Genomic DNA, 16,070 nt, shown 5'->3' with positions numbered 1-16,070 from the left:
AGTAACTGTCATGCAGAGCGAAGCAAAGCATCTCGCGTGCTGACGCAGGAGTAGTACCACAACGTCAGCACGCGAGATGCTTCGCTCCGCTCTGCATGACGTTCTTGTTGGCATACCGTGCAATTGCTGATTATTATCCGTACCTTTGCAGCCGCATTTGAGAACGGCCACGTTCCGCGCAGCTTGAGAGCTGCCTTTAAAGAAACTTGTTGGGCCGGCTTTGTCTTCCGTCCGTTGCTTCCGTCACTTGTCGTTGTGTTGAGTGGGAGAAGAGCGTCGCTGAATCCGCTGTTTTCAGAGCTATTCACTCCACTCCATCAACACTGACATGGAAAACGAAACCGTTAAGACCAAGTTCAGCGAGCTGACCCTCTCTGAAGAAATGCAGCGTGCCATCACCGAAGTTGGCTACGAAGAAGCATCCCCCATCCAGGCCGCCGGTATTCCGGTCCTGCTCGCCGGCCGCGACGTAATCGGCCAGGCCCAGACCGGCACCGGTAAAACTGCCGCCTTCTCTATCCCCGCCATTGAGCGTGTCGATACCGACTCGCGCGAAGTGCAGTGCCTCGTGCTCTGCCCCACCCGCGAGCTGGCGGTGCAGGTTTCAGGCGAAATCCAGAAACTGGGCAAATACAAGCGTGGTCTGGCCGTTGTGCCCATCTACGGTGGCTCTTCCTACGACCGTCAGTTCCGCGCTCTGGAGCGTGGCGTGCAGATCGTAATCGGTACTCCCGGCCGCGTAATGGACCACATCGAGCGTGGCACGCTCAAGCTGGAGCATTGCAAAATGATCATCCTCGATGAGGCCGACGAAATGCTCGACATGGGCTTCCGCGACGACATCGAGACGGTGCTCAAGAAAATGCCTGAAGACCGCCAGACGGTGTTCTTCTCGGCTACCATGAGCAAGCCGATCATGGAGATGACCAAGCGCTACCAGAAGGATCCGCAGATCGTGAAGGTAAACCATCAGGAAATGACGGTTACCAACATCGAGCAGAGCTACTTTGAGGTGCGCGGTCCGCAGAAAAAAGACGTGCTGACCCGTCTGATCGACATGTACAACATCAAGTCGGGCATCGTCTTCGCCAACACGAAGCGCATGGTGGACGAGATTGTAGGCGACCTGCAGGCTAAAGGCTACTTCGCCGAAGGTCTGCACGGCGACATGGGCCAGCAGCAGCGCCAGAACACGCTCGATAAATTCCGCAAAGGCACCCTCGAAATCCTGGTAGCTACCGACGTAGCCGCCCGTGGCATCGACGTGGATAACGTGGAAGTAGTAGTCAACTACGACCTGCCTGCCGACGAGGAATACTACGTGCACCGCATCGGCCGCACCGGCCGCGCCGGCAAGCAGGGCAAAGCCTTCACCTTCGTGAGCGGCCGCGACATCTACAAGCTGCGCGACATCATGCGCTTCACCAAAGCCAACATCAAGCAGGAGCGCGTGCCGTCCTTCGAAGATGTGTCGGAGGTGAAAACCACCCTCATGCTCAACTCCATTAAGGAGGTGATTGTGAAGGGTAACCTCGACAAGTACATTGCCCGCGTGCAACGCCTCATCGATCAGGAGCAGGAAGAAGCCGTTACGTCGCTTGACGTAGCTGCCGCTTTGCTGAAGATGACGATGAAGGAAGACAAGCGCGCCCAGGAAAGCCTCGATGCCAGCCGTACGCAGGGCGCCGCCCGTGCCGGCTTCACCCGTCTGTTCGTGACGATGGGCAAGAAGGACCGTCTGCATCCCCGCGACATCGTGGACCTGATTGCCGAAAACACCAGCCTCACGGCCAGCAAAGTCGGTGACATTGCCCTCTACGACAAGTTCAGCTTCGTGGAAATCCCGAATGAGTTCGTGGAAGAAGTGGTGAGCCAGCTCGGCCGCAGCTCCATCCAGGGTCGTCCGGTGGCCTTCAACATTGCTACGCCGCGCCAGGAAGGTGATGCGCAGCAGGAAGGCGGTAACCGCGGTGGCTTCGGCGGCGGCAGCGAGCGTCCTCGTCGGGCCCCAGGTGGGTTCGGTGGTGGTGAGCGTCGCGAAGGTGGCAGCAGCTACGGCGGCGGCAATCGTCGCGAAGGTGGCAGCTCCTACGGCGGCAACCGCGGTGGCGGTAGCTACGGTGGTGGCGAGCGTCGGGAAGGCGGCAGCAGCTACGGCGGCAACCGCGGCGGCGGCTCCTACGGCGGTGGCAACCGCCGCGAGGGTGGCAGCAGCTACGGCGGCGGCTACAAAGGCAAGCGTGACGACAGCTAAATCGCTGATTTGCGCTGATTGAGGTGATTCCGCTGATTTTACGCGCGAATAACCAATGATCAAGACAAACAAAGAGCGCCGTTTCCGCGAGGAAATGGCGCTCTTTGTTTGTAGATACGTTGCGGCTCGAAACTACCTGCCATTAATAAATCGGAGCCGCCTCCCTATGGGAAGCGGCTCCGGTTTATTAACGGTTAGATGAGCACAAAATCAGTGAAATCACCTCAATCAGCGCAAATCAGCGATTATTTCTTAGCGGCGTCGCGCAGGTCGCGGATTTCGTCGTGGCCCTGCTTGATGCCGGCGGCCTGCTTCGTGATGATGGCTTTGAGGTCGGCCGGGATGTCCTGGATTTTCTGGGCTTTCTCGTAAGCAGCTTTGGCGTAGTCTTCGCCCCGCTCGCACTCAGCCAGAATGCTGTGGCGGTCTTTGCTGGTGATCAGGCCTTTCAGGTTGATGAAAGCGCGGTGGATGGTGCCGGTGATGGAAGACTCTTCTTCCGGATGCAGGTTGAGCTTGTGCATCTGGTCTTCCAGCTCGGTGATGTAGGAGGAGCGCTGGGCAGCGTATTTCTTGAAAGTTTCTTTCAGGTCGGCATCCTCTACGTCGGTCATGGCTTCGGCGTAGCCTTTCTGGCCATCCTTCAGCGTTTCGATCAGTTCGTTGAGGCCGGCTTGCATTACTTTAGCGTCCATGGGGAAGGTAGTTAGGTTGGGGGTGGTAAAACAGGGATGATTGCTGTCTTGTACTCCCAACCACGGCGCGGGGTTGCGTCGGACTACGCTTCCGGTGGTGCTGTCTGGCCCATTGCCTGGCCGGCGAGGTAGCCGGTCGTCCAGGCAGCTTGGAAGTTAAATCCGCCGGTAATGCCGTCTATATCAAGTACTTCGCCGGCAAAGTGTAGGCCGGGTACGCGGCGGCTTTCCATGGTTTTCATGTTGATTTCGCTGAGCAGCACGCCGCCGCAGGTCACGAATTCATCTTTGTAAGTGGTTTTGCCCCGCACCGTGAGGGCCGTGTTCAATAGGGCCTCAATGAGTCGGTTCTGAGGCTTGGCCGGTAGCTCGTTCCAGCGTACTTCGGGCTCTACGCCGGCTTGGTCGGTGAGGGTGCGCCAGAGCCGCTGGGGCAGCCCGAACAGCGGGTTGGAGGCCACTACCTTGCGGCCGTGCTGCTCGCGGTATTCGTGCAGGAAGGCGCGGAGTGTGGTTTCGGTGTGGGCCGGAATCCAGTTGATGAGGGCCGTGCTCTGGTAGCTTAGCTCGTGCAGGCGGCGCGCGCCCCAGGCCGAGAGCTTGAGCACGGCCGGGCCGCTGATGCCCCAGTGCGTGACGAGTACCGGGCCTTCGTATTCGAGTTTTTCACCCGCTACCCGCACCCTCGCCAGCGGCACGCTCACGCCCGGCAGTTCGCGCAGCGGCGAGGCCGGCACGTTGAAAGTGAACAGGCTGGGCACCGGCTCGGCAATGCCGTGGCCCAACTCGCGCAGCCAGTTATACTGCTCGGTTTTGGGGGCGCCGCCGGTTGCTATCAGCAGCCGGCCTACCCGCATTTCGCCGGCGTGGGCGCCCGTGAGGTGGAGGCTGAAGCCGCCTGTTGGCAGCACCTCAATCCGTTCGGGCGAGGTTTGGGTGAGGATGCGCACCCCGGCCTGCCGGGCTGCTTCCAGCAGGCACTGCGCAATGGTTTCCGAGGAGTCGGTGACGGGAAACATGCGGCCGTCGGGCTCCGTTTTGAGCTGCACACCGCGCCGTGCAAACCATTGAATGGTGGCCTGCGCGTCGAACTGCCGGAAGGGCTCCTTGAGCTGCTTGGCCCCGCGCGGGTAGTGCTGCACAAGCTGCGCGGGCGTGTCGGCGGCGTGGGTCACGTTGCAGCGCCCACCCCCCGAAATACGTACTTTGCTCAGCAGCTTGCCGGTTTTTTCCAGCAGATACACCGTCAGGTGCGGGTTGGCTTCGGCGCAGGCAATAGCCCCAAAAAAGCCCGCGGCACCACCGCCCAAAACTGCCACCATCGAATCAATTTCCTTCACGGTGCAAAGCTAATCACGGATTTAGCCGGATTTTTCGGATTGGTCGGATTTTGTGGACGGCGCTGACTGGTTCGCCGTTACGGCCACACAAGAGAGGCTTGCCAGTTGGCAAGCCTCTCTTGTTTTATATATCCTCCTTTGTAATCGTCTACAACTGTGACCGTCCACAACTGTAATCGTCCACAAAATCCGTGAAATCCGCGCCAATCCGTGATCAGCAGTAGGCCAGGGCGGCCAGCAGGTCGTCGTGCTGAAACTGGTAGCCGGTGGTTTCGCGCAGCAGCGTGCTGTCGATGGTTTTGCCGCTTTGGCCGGTTTCTTCTGCCTGAAAAGTGGGGGCCTGCAACCCCATTTGCACGGCGGCCGCGGTGTAGAACGTGCTGCGCGACGGGTGATGGCTGGCGCAGGCGTTGAAAGTATAGCCCCAGGCTTTTTCCCGGATAATGTGCTGCAGCAGCCCGATGCAGTCGTCAAGATGGATCAGGTTGACGGGGGCGCTGCCCTGTGGCAGGTCGTGGCGGCCTGCCAGAAAGCGGCCCGGCGGCCGGTCGGGGCCGAACAGGCCGCCCAGGCGGACCACCGTTGTCAGCCACTTGCCCCAGCGGGGCGTAAACTGCCCCTCGGCCCGCAGCAGATCCATCGGCGCATCCGGCGAAGAAACAGCGTCGGATTCGCGCATAATGCGATTTTCGTTGGGGTAGACGCCGGTGGAGCTGACGAACAGCACGTGCCGCACGCCGGCCGCCGCCACCGCCGAGCCTACCGGGCGCAGCAAGGCCGGATAGGCCCCGGCGGCGGCCGCCCGGGGCGGCACGTTCAGCACCAGCACATCCACGCCGGCCAGCAGCGCGTGCAGCGAGTCGGCATCAATCTGCGAGAACTCGGGGCCCAACTGCAGCAGGTACGGCCGGATGCCGGCGTCGCGCAGCGTCAGCATGTGGGTAGGGGTGGTGGTGGAGCCGTTTACGGCGTAGCCCTCAGCTACCAGTGCCTTTGCCAGCGGGAGCCCAAGCCAGCCGCAGCCGAGAACAGCAACAGTTGTGGGAGTGGGGCGCGGGGAGTAAGAAGAGTCAGTCATTCGGGGCAAAGGTGCGGAAATTTCCTGCGCACCACTGAGTGGTGGCACGCCAGAAGCCGGCCGGAGCCGGGCACCCGGGGCTATGTTAGGAGTTTTTTTGAACTTGCCCGCTGGTTGGCAGCAAAAACCGAATGGCTCCCTTAGTGAAAATTAATATTTTCTAATATTGGGCCGCCCAGGAGTTGTTTTGTCTGAGCCCGCCTGGCTATTTTTTCTTTTCCTCTTTCCACCCTTTCGCTCTATGTCAGCTCATCCCTACGCCCAACCCATGCTCCGCGACAACGCGCTCCAAGGCAAAACCATCGTTGTGACGGGCGGCGGCACCGGCCTGGGCCGCGCCATGACCACGTACTTTCTCCAGTTGGGAGCCAACGTCGTCATCAGCAGCCGCAAGCTGGACGTGCTGGAAAAAACGGCCGCCGAGCTGCGCGAGCAAACTAACAACGCCAACGTGCTGGCCGTGCAGTGCGACGTGCGCAAGTACGATGAAGTGGAGGCGCTGCTGCAGAAAACCATCAACACCTTTGGCGGGGTAGATGTACTGCTCAACAACGCGGCCGGCAACTTCATCAGCCCCACGGAGCGCCTGAGCCACAAGGCGTTCGATGTGATTGTGGACATTGTGCTGCGCGGCTCCTACAACTGCACGCTGGCGTTTGGTAAGCGCTGGATTGCGGATAAGAAGCCCGGCACCATCCTCAACATCGTCACTACCTACGCCTCGGTGGGCTCGGCCTACGTGGTGCCCTCCGCCGCCGCTAAAGCCGGCGTGCTGGCCATGACCCGCTCGCTGGCCGTGGAGTGGGCCAAGTACGGTATCCGCTCCAACGCCATTGCGCCCGGCCCGTTCCCGACGGAAGGCGCCTGGAGCCGCCTGTTCCCCGAGCCGCTGGCCAAAAAGCTCGACCCCGCCGCCTCGGTGCCCCTCAAGCGCGTCGGCGACCACCAGGAGCTGGCCAACCTGGCCGCCTACATGGTGTCGGATTTCTCGGCCTACATGAACGGCGAAGTGGTGACCTTGGACGGCGGCGAGTGGCTGAACGGCGCCGGCGAGTTCAATAAGCTCGAAGCCATTCCGGCCCCGATGTGGGATGAGATTGAAAAGGCGATGAGAAGGTAGTCATTGAACGTCATTCCGAGCACAGCGAGGAATCTCGTCAGTGTGGTAACCGTCATGCAGAGCGGAGCGAAGCATCTCGCCAGTGTGGTAAACAATAGCTACCACACTGGCGAGATGCTTCGCTCCGCTCTGCATGACGGGCTACTGTGAAGTTTTGCCACTGCAGTTTATCAACGCCTGTAGTTATGTATGTCTATCTTCTTACCAACAAGGCCAGGACAGTGCTGTATACCGGCGTAACCAATGATCTGGAACGCCGCCTGTATGAACACAGCCAAAATATGGGTGATGCCGGTAAGTTTACCAGCCGTTACCAGTGTAATCTGTTGGTGTATTTCGAAGTGTGCGCTGATGCGGTGCAGGCTATTGCGCGTGAAAAAGAAATCAAAGGCTGGAGCCGTGCCAAGAAGGAGGCACTGATTGCTGCATTGAACCCAATGTGGTCTGCCATTGATTTGCAGAGCTGGACAGGAGAGTAAGCCGGTAAGGCCGTCATGCAGAGCTGAGCGAAACATCTCGCCAGTGAGGTAGCCATTGTTTACCACACTGGCGAGATGCTTCGCTCAGCTCTGCATGACAGTTACCACACTGGCGAGATGCTTCGGCCTTCGGCCTCTGCATGACGGGCTTTTATAGCTTATATCCCGGAAAGCCTTTTGTGAATTCCGCCGCCGGAATGGATTGGTTGGCTACCACGTCGCTGAACTCGAACTTCTCGAACAGGCCCTTGTCGTCGTGGACCTGCACGACCAGGGGTAGCATCAGCTTCTGATCGACGCAGACGAGGGTGCGGCGGCCGTAGCTGTTGGGCACCTGCAGGGTGCGGCCGGCGGCTACTTTTTCGCCGGGGTCGAGGTTGTTGCGCTCCATCACGCGGTATTCGCCGCAGCCGAACTTGTCGGCGATACGCTCGGGGGTATCGCCGGTCACGGCTTTGTAGGTCACGTAGCGGAACTGCGGGAAATCGGCGCGCAGTATGTAGCAGGGGCGGCCGGCCACGGTGGTGTCGCCGGCGTAGCGGAAGCTGCGCTCGAAGCTGTGGTCGCGGCGCTGGCTGGAGCCTTTGATGAGGTCGGTGATGGTGCCGTAGCCGGCGTCCAGCACGCTGTGGTGCTGGTTTTTGCGCATCACCGCGCCGACAGGGTCCAGGCTCAGGGTCACGTAGGGGAAGCTGTTGGGGTACACCCAGGCGTCGCCGTCGTTCTGGCCCGTTACCCACAGCACCTCGATGCCTTTAGCGTTTTTGAGATACACCCGCAGCGGCCCGAATGTCATCTTCATGGCAGTGCGCGCTTGCTGGTATTTGCCGCCCGCCAGCCGTTCCTGGGCCCGCACGTTGCAGCGCAGGGTCTTCAGGTTTTCGATGGAAGTGGTAAGCCGGCTCAGCAGCTGCTCGGTGGTAATACGGTCGGCGGCAGGAGCCGGGGAGGTAACAGCAGTGGCCAGCGCCACGGCCGGCAATAGAGAAGCGGCCGAAAGCCGGATAAAACGCGTCATGAAGCAGGTAGGCAAAATCAAGTACAGGTGGCCGCTACGCACAAACCGGGCCGGAACAAATGGCAAGATAAGGATAGGCCCGTAACGCCGGGCAGGCCGGGCGAGTTGGGAAATGCCGCTTGCCCCGGCAACTTTTTTGGGCCGGAACCGGAATAACCAGTGCACCTTTTTCCTTCTGCACCTCCATACCATGCGCTTCACAGTTATCACGCCTACCCACAACCGTCGCCAGTTTCTGCCCGAGGCGGTGGCCAGCGTCCGGGCTTCCGTTTCGGCTCCCCTGGACTTTGAATTCGAGCACCTGATCTGCGAAAACGCCTCCACTGACGATACCGCCGTTTGGCTACGCGAGGCCGCCGGCTCCGGCGGCGCGCCGCTGCGCGTCGTCAGCCAAGCCACCAAGCTGCTGCCCGGCCCGGCCCGCAACCTGCTCATCCAGGACACGCCCGCCGATGGCTGGCTGGTGCCCCTCGACGACGACGACCTGCTGCTGCAGCGCTGCCTCCACAACTACGCCGACCTCGTGCAGCGCCACCCCGGCCAGGCCTGGTTTGTGGCCGATTTCCTGCGCGTAGACGAAGAAAAGCGCTATATGCCCGGCGAGGACTACTACGCCTGGAAGTTTGATACGCCCACCGACATGCTGCGCGCCATCTTCCGGGCCGAGCACTTCATCCAGGGCAACGTGTGCTACAGCCGGGCGCTGTTTGAGGAAGTGGGCGGCTACAGCGAGGAAATCACCATGGCCGAAGACCTGGACCTCTACGTGCGGTTTCTGCTGGCCGGTCACCTGCCGGTACTCTCGCCCCACATCAGCCACCTGCACCGCTTCCACACCAGCAACGTCAGCATCGGGGTGGACGCCGACAAGCACGCCAACGACCTGCGCGTGATTTACGACCAATACGCCGGGCAGCTGCAGGAACTGGGGATAGAACGGCCGTAGGCCTCCGGCCATTCAACTGCGGTGAATTGGACGTGGACCAATGTCCCCAAACACATTTAACGCACCTAAGGATAGAAATTCAACCTTATTTCCTTCCACAAGTGCTTGGCTGACAGCGTCTACTTCAGAACTCCATGCAGCAATTTCGAAATGAAAATTTTCTGACCACGCGCCCTTTTCAATAATGTCTTCCGCAACTTTTGCTGCTGCGAGATATACAGGTTCATCGGCAAACAACAAGTCATTGACAACTTCCCCATTTGAGTATTGTAAGGTGAATGTGGGAGGAAATTCCAGAGGAAATTTTCGAAGGAAAGCTCTGCCAAAAGCAATGGGAATGAACAGTACAAGCTGAGTGGCTAAAGCATCCGGTAAGTTGTCTGCAAGTAGGGTGGCATGTACACTGTCTTCCGTTGCGTCTTCCGGCACAAAGTAGGGCAATGAATTATAGATCAATTGGGACAATGCTGACTGCATAGGAGGTTGGATTATTTTACTTCCACGCCGCCTTTCAGCACCAACTTCACCTGCCGTAGGGCGGCCACGTCCTGCGTGGGGTCGCCCTGCACGACCACGAGGTCGGCGAGGAGGCCGGGCTGCAGGCGGCCGCGGTCGGGGAGCTGGAAGATGCGGGCGTTGCCGCTGGTGAAGCCGCGCAGCACTTCCAGCGGCGTGAAGCCGTATTCGCGCACCAGTAACTCGGCTTCGCGCACGTTGTCGCCGTGGGCGAATACGCCGACGTCGCCGCCGAAGGCCAGCAGTACGCCGCTTTGGCGGGCGGCCTTCATGCTCAGGCGCTTCTGTTGAATCCGGTCGGGCTCTGGGTCCTGGCCTTTGCGCCAGCCTTTGTACTGGGCGGTGGCGTCGCCGGCCGCTACGGTGGGGCAGAGGGCCACGCCGCGCTGCTTCATCAGCCGGAACACTTCCAGCGTGCCGCCGTCGCCGTGCTCGATGGTCTGGACGCTGGCCAGCGTGGCGCGGCGCATGCCTTCGGGCGTGCTGGCGTGGGCCACCACAGGGCGGCCAGCGCTGTTGGCGGTCTGCACAATCAGGTTCAGCTCTTCCTGCGAGAAGGTGGGGCGGCTGGGTTCGTCCTTGCCCCAGCGGTAGTCGGCGTACACCTTGATAACGTCGGCACCCTTGCCGATCTGCTCTCGGGTGGCGCGCACCACACCTTCGGGGCCGTCGGCTTCCTGGGCGCCCTGGGGCACTTCCACGTTGGCCGAAAGCTTGGGGCCGTAGGAGCCGGTAGCCACCAGCGCCCGGGTGGCCACCAGCACGCGCGGCCCCGGAATCAACCCCAGCTCAATGGCCTGTTTGACTCCCACATCGGCGTAGCCGGCGCCCTCCGAGCCCAAGTCGCGGGTGGTGGTGAAGCCGGCGGCCAGCGTGGTGCGGGCGTGGGCGGTAGCGCGAGCCACGCGCAGGGCCTCGGATTCCAGCAGCACTTGGTCGTTCCAGGGCGCTTCGTTGTAGGGGTGGAGCAGCAGGTGGCTGTGGCCTTCGATGAGGCCCGGCAGCAGCGTGAGGCCCGGCAGTTCCAGCGTGCGGGCGCCGGCCGGGGCGGTTAGCTGCGCGGCCGGCCCCACGGCTCGTATCCGGTCATTCTCCACCAAAACCGCCCAGCCGGGGTGTAGGGTTTCGCCATCGAAGACAGCAGCGGGGCGGAGCAGGAGCAAGGTGGTGGCCGCCGCGGCGGGAGGTGGCGGGAGTTGGGCGGGCACTGAGGAGGCAGGGAGCAGCAACGTGGCTGCAAGTAAGAGGGGGCGTAACACGGGCAGCAGAAGTGGGTAGGAAAGGCTAAAGCTACGGCTGCTTCCGCAACTGGTAGGATATGCCTACCTGCGTATCCCAGGTAAACAGCCGGCGGCCATCAAAGCGGAAGCTGACATCTTCTGCGGGGATATTGGGCAGCAGCAGTCGGGGGTGGAATACTGCCTCTAACCCAAAGCGGCGGGAGTTTGGAATGGCATAGGATAAGCCCGACCATAAGCCAAATCCCAATCGCACCTCATCAGCCCGCTCACGGGAGCCCACCACATACAGCCCAGCGCTGGGGCCCAGCGTGGCTTCCAGATGCTGACTGACTGCAATATGGCCGCCTACAAAACCATGCAACGAGTAAAGGAAGTTGTGATATACAGTAATAGTGCGTCCGACCTCGCCCGGCAAACCCAGAATGAACTCCTGATAATCCTGCCGGTTTCGGGCCGCCCTGAAACCTACGCCGCCCACCAGATGCCGCCCAATTGGGAACGTGGCCTGCAGACCTGCGGATAGCGCGCCGGTAAAGGACGCTTCACCTACCCGAGTGTATCCGCCCAACAACTGCAGCTTCTGCGCGAAACAGGAGAGCGGGGCAAGACCCAGGAAGCATAGTAGGAGTAAAGGTCTCAAAATCATACAACTCAGCGTAGTTGACTGGGTGGCAACATATTTTGCTCCGGCAGTAGCAGAGCCACCTTGGCTGCTATTTGCTGTCGTACATTTTGTCGAAGGCCTTTTTAGTAAGTAAGGTCAGGCGTCGTTGCGGTATGTTGAACACCGAAACGTAGTCGCTGCCCATCACATAGTGCTGCGGCGCAGGGAATGCTTCTGCATAAAGCAACAGCGAGCAGATGTCGGTAGGCGTGATATATGGATGCGCCGGCAAATGCGTGTGCATCCCGCCTTCTACCGTTGTGCCGTCTTCCGGCATCCGCATGGCCAGGTAGCTGTTGTGTAGGCGCTCCACTTTGGTGAGCTTACCGGCTGTGGAAAAGCTCATCAGCAGATCATTCCCAATCGGAAGAACTCCGCCTTCCTGCGGACCGGCAAGCACGTACGCCCGCGTACCGGCGGGCTGCTCCAGCAGGACCACATTAGGACGGGTATTCTTTGGAAACAGATACGGTTTGCCTGCAACCCGCCCGGATTCCAGCTCTTCCATCACCTGCAGACGCTGAGTGAATAGCATTTGTTCGCGGGCAGAGGCGGGCCGGGCCGCAAACCGGCGGCCGGTAGCGGGCTGAATGGCCGTGCGGGGGAAGCTGAAGCTATACCTTGCCGTAAACGATTCCTGATCTGCCGTCTGCTGGAAAAACACCGTGCGCACTGAATCCTCATCGGCGTAGGACAGATAGCCTATCATGCCGGTCATGTCGGGCTTCTGGGCCATCAGCAGGTCGGTGGCCACCCACGAAGCACGTTCGGATTCATACAGTGCCAGGCCTTCTTGCAGTATTTTCTGCTCCAGCGCCTGAAGTTTGGTGGATTGGGCAACAGCCGGGGCCTGCGACAACAGGGCCAGAACGCTGCCCAGAATAAAGGTGGATTTCATAAAGCTGATAATGGCCGTGAATAATGACGCCCGCCGGAAGGTATACATTCCGGCGGGCGTAACATTACGGGGTATTCAAAAAATCAAGCTTCAGCTTTCTCCTGCTTCTTCACTTTCGCCTTTTTCACCTTCTTTCCATCCGTCGGCGTGGCCGCGTCGGAGGCGCCGCCGACCAGCGTCATTTCCTTGACGAGGTGGCCGGCGCCGGCGAATTTATCCACCACGAACAGCATGTAGCGCACGTCGAGGGTGATGTTGCGCACCCGGTCGGGGTCGAACATGATGTCGGACATGGTGCCTTCCCAGTTGCGGTCGAAGTTGGTGCCGATCAGCTCGCCGCGGCCGTTGATGACGGGCGAGCCGGAGTTGCCGCCGGTGGTGTGGTTGGTGGCAATGAAGGCCACGGGCACGGTGCCTTTGTAGGCGTAGGGGCCGAAATCCTTGTTTTTGTACAGCTCGGCGAGGCGGGCTGGCACCTCAAAATCGGGGTTGGTGGGGTCGGCCTTTTCCATGATGCCGTCGAGGGTGGTGTAGAAGTCGTACTTCGTGCCATCGGCGGGGGCGTAGGGCTGCACCTGCCCGTAGGCCACGCGTAGGGTGGAGTTGGCGTCGGGGTAGAACTTGCGGGTGGTTTGCTGCTGGCGCAGGCCGGCTACGTAGGTGCGCTGCAACAGCGCAATCTGGTCGGTGGCGGCGGTGTAGGTGGGCAGAATTGCCGTGCGGTAGTTGCCGATGATGGCGGCGGCCAGCTGCGCGGCCGGGTCATCGAGCAGGGCGCGGGCGTTGCCTTCAGCTACCTCGTTGAGCACGGCCTGGGCGCTTTCGTTGCTGGTCAGGCGCGACTTACCGTAGAGCTGGGCCACGTAGGCGTTCCAGCCGCCTTTGGCAGCGTACTGCTGCTGCAGGGTTTTCACGTAGGCGGGCAGCAGCGCGGGCGGCGTGCCGTTGGCGTAGAGCGGCAGCAGGGCGGCGGCCACCTTCTGGTCGGTGGCCAGGGTGCTGTTTTTGAAGAAGTTGGTGGTGCCGCCGCGGGCTTTGTCAACGGCGGCGGCCAGCTCGGCGGCGGGTAATTTCTTGTCCACCATTTCGGCCAGCGGTAGCAGGCTGTTGGCGTAGGCCAGCAGCTCCACGCCCATGGCGGCTTCGGTCACGTAGTCGCGGGCCAGGGTGTAGTCGCGCACGGTGGCGTACTGCTGCTGCAGCTGCGGCAGCAGGGGCGCGTAGGCGGCGCGGCGGGCTTCGTCGCCGGCGCTGGCCCACTGCTGAAACTGGGCTTCCTGCTCCTGCTTCACGCGCACGGCGTCCAGCTTCTTGAGGCCGCGGTTTTCGCCGATCCACTTTTTCCAGTAGTTGGCAATGCCGGCGTACTTGGCGGCGTACTGAATGCGCACCTTGTCGGAGGCCTTCATGTCGGCGTCGAGCACGCGCAGGCGGGCGTCGCGCACCTTGATTTTGGCCGGATTCGAGACGGAATACACCTCATCGACGCCCCAGCTGGTGAGGTACTCGTTGGTGCGGCCGGGGAAGCCGAACACCAGCGTGAAGTCGCCGGGCTGCACGCCGGCCAGCGAGATGGGCAGGTGGTGGCGCGGCTTAAACGGCACGTTCTGCGCCGAATACGGCGCGGGCTTGTTGTCGGGGCCGGCGTAGATGCGGAAGATGCTGAAGTCGCCGGTGTGGCGGGGCCAGGCCCAGTTGTCGGTGTCGCCGCCGAACTTGCCGATGCTGCTCGGCGGGGCGCCCACCAGCCGAATGTCTTGGAACACCTCGGTCACGAACATGTAGTATTCGTTGCCGTTGTAGAACGGCCGGATAAAAGCCTGATAGTGCGTGCCCTGCACGGCGGCCAGGCTGATGCGCTGGATGTTGGTCTGCACCAGCTTTTCGCGGTCGGCCTCGGCAATGTTGCGGGTCGGCACGCCGGCCAGCACCTGCCCGGTCACGTCTTCCATCCGGATGATGAAGGTGGCCGTGAGGCCGGGGTTGGTGAGCTCCTGGCTGCGGTCCATGGCCCAGTAACCCTTGGTCAGGTAGTCGTTCTCCACCGACGAATGCTGCTGAATCTGGCCGTAGCCGCAGTGGTGGTTGGTGAGCAGCAGGCCCTCGTTGCTGATTATTTCGCCGGTGCAGCCGCCGCCGAACTGCACCACGGCGTCCTTGAGGCTGCCTTGGTTGATACTGTAAATCTGGTCGGCCGTGAGCTTGAGGCCCTTTTTCTGCATGTCGGCCTCGTTGAGCTGCTTGAGCAGCAGCGGCAGCCACATGCCTTCATCGGCGCGGGCCGGGGCCGCGAGCGTGAGCAGCAGCAGAGCCAGCAGCGCCTGGCGGAGGGTTGGAAGCATAGCTATGGGGTAGGAGAGGGTGGGGAAGGTGGGAGGCAAAAGTACGGCTCCGGCAGTTTGGATGCAGACCTTATTTCACCCGGCCCGGCGCAGTGTCCAGACACAAAAACGCCCGGCCAAAACTGGCCGGGCGCTGCAAACATGCAGAAATGGAAATCTGCGAAATCCATTTGATCTGCAAAATCTGTGATTTACGAGTGGCCCATTTCCGCTATGGCGGGGGCGTTTTCGGTGTTGGTGTTGGAGGCGGCGTAGGTGGGCTTGGCCGAAGCGGCCGGAATGTCGTCGGTTTCTTCGGCGGCGTGGGTTTTCTCCCACTCGCGGAAGCGCAGGATTTCGCCCTGGAACTTCTCAATAAACCAGCTGATGAGGGCCAGATCGTCGAGGAAGCCTACTACGGGAATGAAATCGGGCACCAGATCCACGGGGGAAAGGGTGTAGAGCAGCACGCCCAGCGCCGATACCACGGTGCTGGTTTCCACCTGGCGGTAATCACCGCTCACGTAGTTGCGCACCAGGCGCACCAGTGTGCGGCCCACGTCGAATACCTGTTTGAACTTGTTGTCGCCGCTTTCTTTGCTGGCGAGCTTGTTGGCTACTTCGTTGAGTACCAGCACCACCTTAAACGGGCGGCCCAGCAGCTTGCCGGCGCGGTTGAGGAATACGCTGAAAACGGCGTTTTTGGAAATCGAAAGTCCTTTTTCGAGAAGAGAAGACATAGGGCAAAAAGAATTGAAATGTAGTGCCTGTACGAAGCCACGCCAAAGTGAGTTATAGCCCGACCGGCGCAAACCCGAAAAAGCCGGAAAATACCTACGTTTGCCCCATGAACCCGTTCAGCACCCCGCCCGCCGCCACCGAGTACGCCCCGTTCTACCACACCTACGTCCGGCTGATACCCGGCGACCCGCTGGCGGCCCTGCGCGCCCAGCCGCAGGAGCTGCGCCGCCTGCTGGCCGGCCTCACCGAGGAGCAGGCGCTGCTGCGCTACGCCCCCGGCAAGTGGAGCATCAAGGAGTCGCTGGTGCACATGCTGGATACCGAGCGCATCTTCGCCTACCGCGCCCTGCGCATTGCGCGCGCCGACACTACCCCACTGCCCGGCTTCGACCAGGACGATTACGTGCCGGCCTCCGGCGCCGATGCCCGCCCGCTGGCCAGCATCCTGGCTGAGTATGATACGGTGCGGGCCGCGTCGTTGAGCTTGCTGGAGTCCGTGACGGCCGAAACGGTGGGCCGGCAGGGCACGGCCAGCGGCCAGCCGGTGAGCGTGCGGGCTATGGCCTACATTTTAGCGGGGCACGAAGCCCATCATCTGCATATATTGCAGGAACGCTACCTGCCGCAGTTGGCGGCATAGCCTGTTTTCGGGCAACACACCAGCCGTCGGCTGCGTTAATTCAAACAAGTTCTCACCCCTAATTTCTCTACCCATCATGGCTAAAGCCCAGGAACCCCGCAAGGAAAAGAAGAAAGAAC

Annotated in this window: 14 protein-coding genes and 1 pseudogene; 5 read left to right on the top strand and 10 right to left on the bottom strand. The window is 61.0% G+C overall.

Annotated features, from left to right (window positions below):
* The first annotated feature begins 328 nt into the window (after positions 1-328).
* On the top strand, positions 329-2,254 hold the full coding sequence (locus O3303_RS07220) for a DEAD/DEAH box helicase (RefSeq protein ID WP_269561389.1): 1,926 nt from the start codon (positions 329-331) through the stop codon (positions 2,252-2,254).
* Between the two features lie 245 nt (positions 2,255-2,499).
* Here O3303_RS07220 and O3303_RS07215 read toward each other — a convergent pair whose 3' ends face one another.
* The 3 genes from O3303_RS07215 to O3303_RS07205 form a co-directional block, all read right to left on the bottom strand.
* Positions 2,500-2,949: a PA2169 family four-helix-bundle protein gene (locus O3303_RS07215; RefSeq protein WP_269561388.1), complete on the bottom strand. Its 450-nt coding sequence runs from the start codon at positions 2,947-2,949 to the stop codon at positions 2,500-2,502.
* An 83-nt stretch (positions 2,950-3,032) separates the two neighbouring features.
* A complete protein-coding gene (locus tag O3303_RS07210; protein WP_434086416.1) occupies positions 3,033-4,271 on the bottom strand; it encodes a BaiN/RdsA family NAD(P)/FAD-dependent oxidoreductase in 1,239 nt (412 codons plus the stop codon).
* 232 nt (positions 4,272-4,503) lie between these two features.
* Entirely contained in the window at positions 4,504-5,367 is an 864-nt protein-coding gene (locus tag O3303_RS07205; protein WP_269561387.1) for a Rossmann-fold NAD(P)-binding domain-containing protein, read from the bottom strand.
* A 241-nt stretch (positions 5,368-5,608) separates the two neighbouring features.
* Here O3303_RS07205 and O3303_RS07200 point away from each other — a divergent pair, with 241 nt between their 5' ends.
* Positions 5,609-6,487 carry an SDR family oxidoreductase gene (locus O3303_RS07200; RefSeq protein ID WP_269561386.1) on the top strand — a complete coding sequence of 293 codons (879 nt, stop codon included), beginning with the start codon at positions 5,609-5,611 and terminating at the stop codon, positions 6,485-6,487.
* 185 nt (positions 6,488-6,672) lie between these two features.
* A complete protein-coding gene (locus O3303_RS07195) occupies positions 6,673-6,966 on the top strand; it encodes a GIY-YIG nuclease family protein (RefSeq protein ID WP_269561385.1) in 294 nt (97 codons plus the stop codon).
* A 151-nt stretch (positions 6,967-7,117) separates the two neighbouring features.
* Here O3303_RS07195 and O3303_RS07190 read toward each other — a convergent pair whose 3' ends face one another.
* Positions 7,118-7,984 carry a LysM peptidoglycan-binding domain-containing protein gene (locus tag O3303_RS07190; RefSeq protein ID WP_269561384.1) on the bottom strand — a complete coding sequence of 289 codons (867 nt, stop codon included), beginning with the start codon at positions 7,982-7,984 and terminating at the stop codon, positions 7,118-7,120.
* Positions 7,985-8,174: 190 nt separating this feature from the next.
* Between O3303_RS07190 and O3303_RS07185 the strand changes: the two genes are divergently transcribed.
* Positions 8,175-8,930, top strand: coding sequence for a glycosyltransferase family 2 protein (locus O3303_RS07185; RefSeq protein ID WP_269561383.1), 756 nt, complete (start codon positions 8,175-8,177; stop codon positions 8,928-8,930).
* Between the two features lie 12 nt (positions 8,931-8,942).
* Here the strand turns inward: O3303_RS07185 and O3303_RS07180 are convergent, their stop codons facing one another.
* From O3303_RS07180 to O3303_RS22105, 6 genes and pseudogenes are all read right to left on the bottom strand, one after another.
* A complete protein-coding gene (locus tag O3303_RS07180) occupies positions 8,943-9,407 on the bottom strand; it encodes a hypothetical protein (RefSeq protein ID WP_269561382.1) in 465 nt (154 codons plus the stop codon).
* Positions 9,408-9,418: 11 nt separating this feature from the next.
* Positions 9,419-10,675 carry a metal-dependent hydrolase family protein gene (locus tag O3303_RS07175; protein WP_269561381.1) on the bottom strand — a complete coding sequence of 419 codons (1,257 nt, stop codon included), beginning with the start codon at positions 10,673-10,675 and terminating at the stop codon, positions 9,419-9,421.
* Positions 10,676-10,736: 61 nt separating this feature from the next.
* Positions 10,737-11,333: a hypothetical protein gene (locus tag O3303_RS07170; RefSeq protein ID WP_269561380.1), complete on the bottom strand. Its 597-nt coding sequence runs from the start codon at positions 11,331-11,333 to the stop codon at positions 10,737-10,739.
* A gap of 67 nt (positions 11,334-11,400) precedes the next feature.
* Positions 11,401-12,249 (bottom strand): hypothetical protein, encoded by an 849-nt coding sequence (locus tag O3303_RS07165; protein ID WP_269561379.1) that lies wholly within the window; start codon positions 12,247-12,249, stop codon positions 11,401-11,403.
* Positions 12,250-12,332: 83 nt separating this feature from the next.
* Positions 12,333-14,591 (bottom strand): S46 family peptidase, encoded by a 2,259-nt coding sequence (locus O3303_RS07160; RefSeq protein ID WP_269561378.1) that lies wholly within the window; start codon positions 14,589-14,591, stop codon positions 12,333-12,335.
* 365 nt (positions 14,592-14,956) lie between these two features.
* Positions 14,957-15,055: pseudogene (locus tag O3303_RS22105) on the bottom strand (YkvA family protein); the annotation flags it as partial.
* 362 nt (positions 15,056-15,417) lie between these two features.
* On the opposite strand from O3303_RS22105, the gene O3303_RS07150 reads away from it, so the two are divergent.
* Positions 15,418-15,951 carry a DinB family protein gene (locus tag O3303_RS07150; protein WP_269561376.1) on the top strand — a complete coding sequence of 178 codons (534 nt, stop codon included), beginning with the start codon at positions 15,418-15,420 and terminating at the stop codon, positions 15,949-15,951.
* The last annotated feature ends 119 nt before the right edge of the window (positions 15,952-16,070 follow it).

This window comes from Hymenobacter canadensis (assembly GCF_027359925.1).
Lineage (GTDB): Bacteria > Bacteroidota > Bacteroidia > Cytophagales > Hymenobacteraceae > Hymenobacter > Hymenobacter canadensis.
The sequence above is the reverse complement of the archived record's forward strand: the minus strand, read 5'-3'. Positions and strand labels throughout refer to the sequence as shown.

Excerpts from the sequence above, each read along its gene's own strand:
- O3303_RS07220 (WP_269561389.1), top strand. The coding sequence starts at position 329 with ATGGAAAACGAAACCGTTAAGACCAAGTTCAGCGAGCTGACCCTCTCT.
- O3303_RS07215 (WP_269561388.1), bottom strand. The coding sequence starts at position 2,949 with ATGGACGCTAAAGTAATGCAAGCCGGCCTCAACGAACTGATCGAAACG.
- O3303_RS07210 (WP_434086416.1), bottom strand. The coding sequence starts at position 4,271 with ATGGTGGCAGTTTTGGGCGGTGGTGCCGCGGGCTTTTTTGGGGCTATT.
- O3303_RS07205 (WP_269561387.1), bottom strand. The coding sequence starts at position 5,367 with ATGACTGACTCTTCTTACTCCCCGCGCCCCACTCCCACAACTGTTGCT.
- O3303_RS07200 (WP_269561386.1), top strand. The coding sequence starts at position 5,609 with ATGTCAGCTCATCCCTACGCCCAACCCATGCTCCGCGACAACGCGCTC.
- O3303_RS07195 (WP_269561385.1), top strand. The coding sequence starts at position 6,673 with ATGTATGTCTATCTTCTTACCAACAAGGCCAGGACAGTGCTGTATACC.
- O3303_RS07190 (WP_269561384.1), bottom strand. The coding sequence starts at position 7,984 with ATGACGCGTTTTATCCGGCTTTCGGCCGCTTCTCTATTGCCGGCCGTG.
- O3303_RS07185 (WP_269561383.1), top strand. The coding sequence starts at position 8,175 with ATGCGCTTCACAGTTATCACGCCTACCCACAACCGTCGCCAGTTTCTG.
- O3303_RS07180 (WP_269561382.1), bottom strand. The coding sequence starts at position 9,407 with ATGCAGTCAGCATTGTCCCAATTGATCTATAATTCATTGCCCTACTTT.
- O3303_RS07170 (WP_269561380.1), bottom strand. The coding sequence starts at position 11,333 with ATGATTTTGAGACCTTTACTCCTACTATGCTTCCTGGGTCTTGCCCCG.
- O3303_RS07165 (WP_269561379.1), bottom strand. The coding sequence starts at position 12,249 with ATGAAATCCACCTTTATTCTGGGCAGCGTTCTGGCCCTGTTGTCGCAG.
- O3303_RS07160 (WP_269561378.1), bottom strand. The coding sequence starts at position 14,591 with ATGCTTCCAACCCTCCGCCAGGCGCTGCTGGCTCTGCTGCTGCTCACG.
- O3303_RS07150 (WP_269561376.1), top strand. The coding sequence starts at position 15,418 with ATGAACCCGTTCAGCACCCCGCCCGCCGCCACCGAGTACGCCCCGTTC.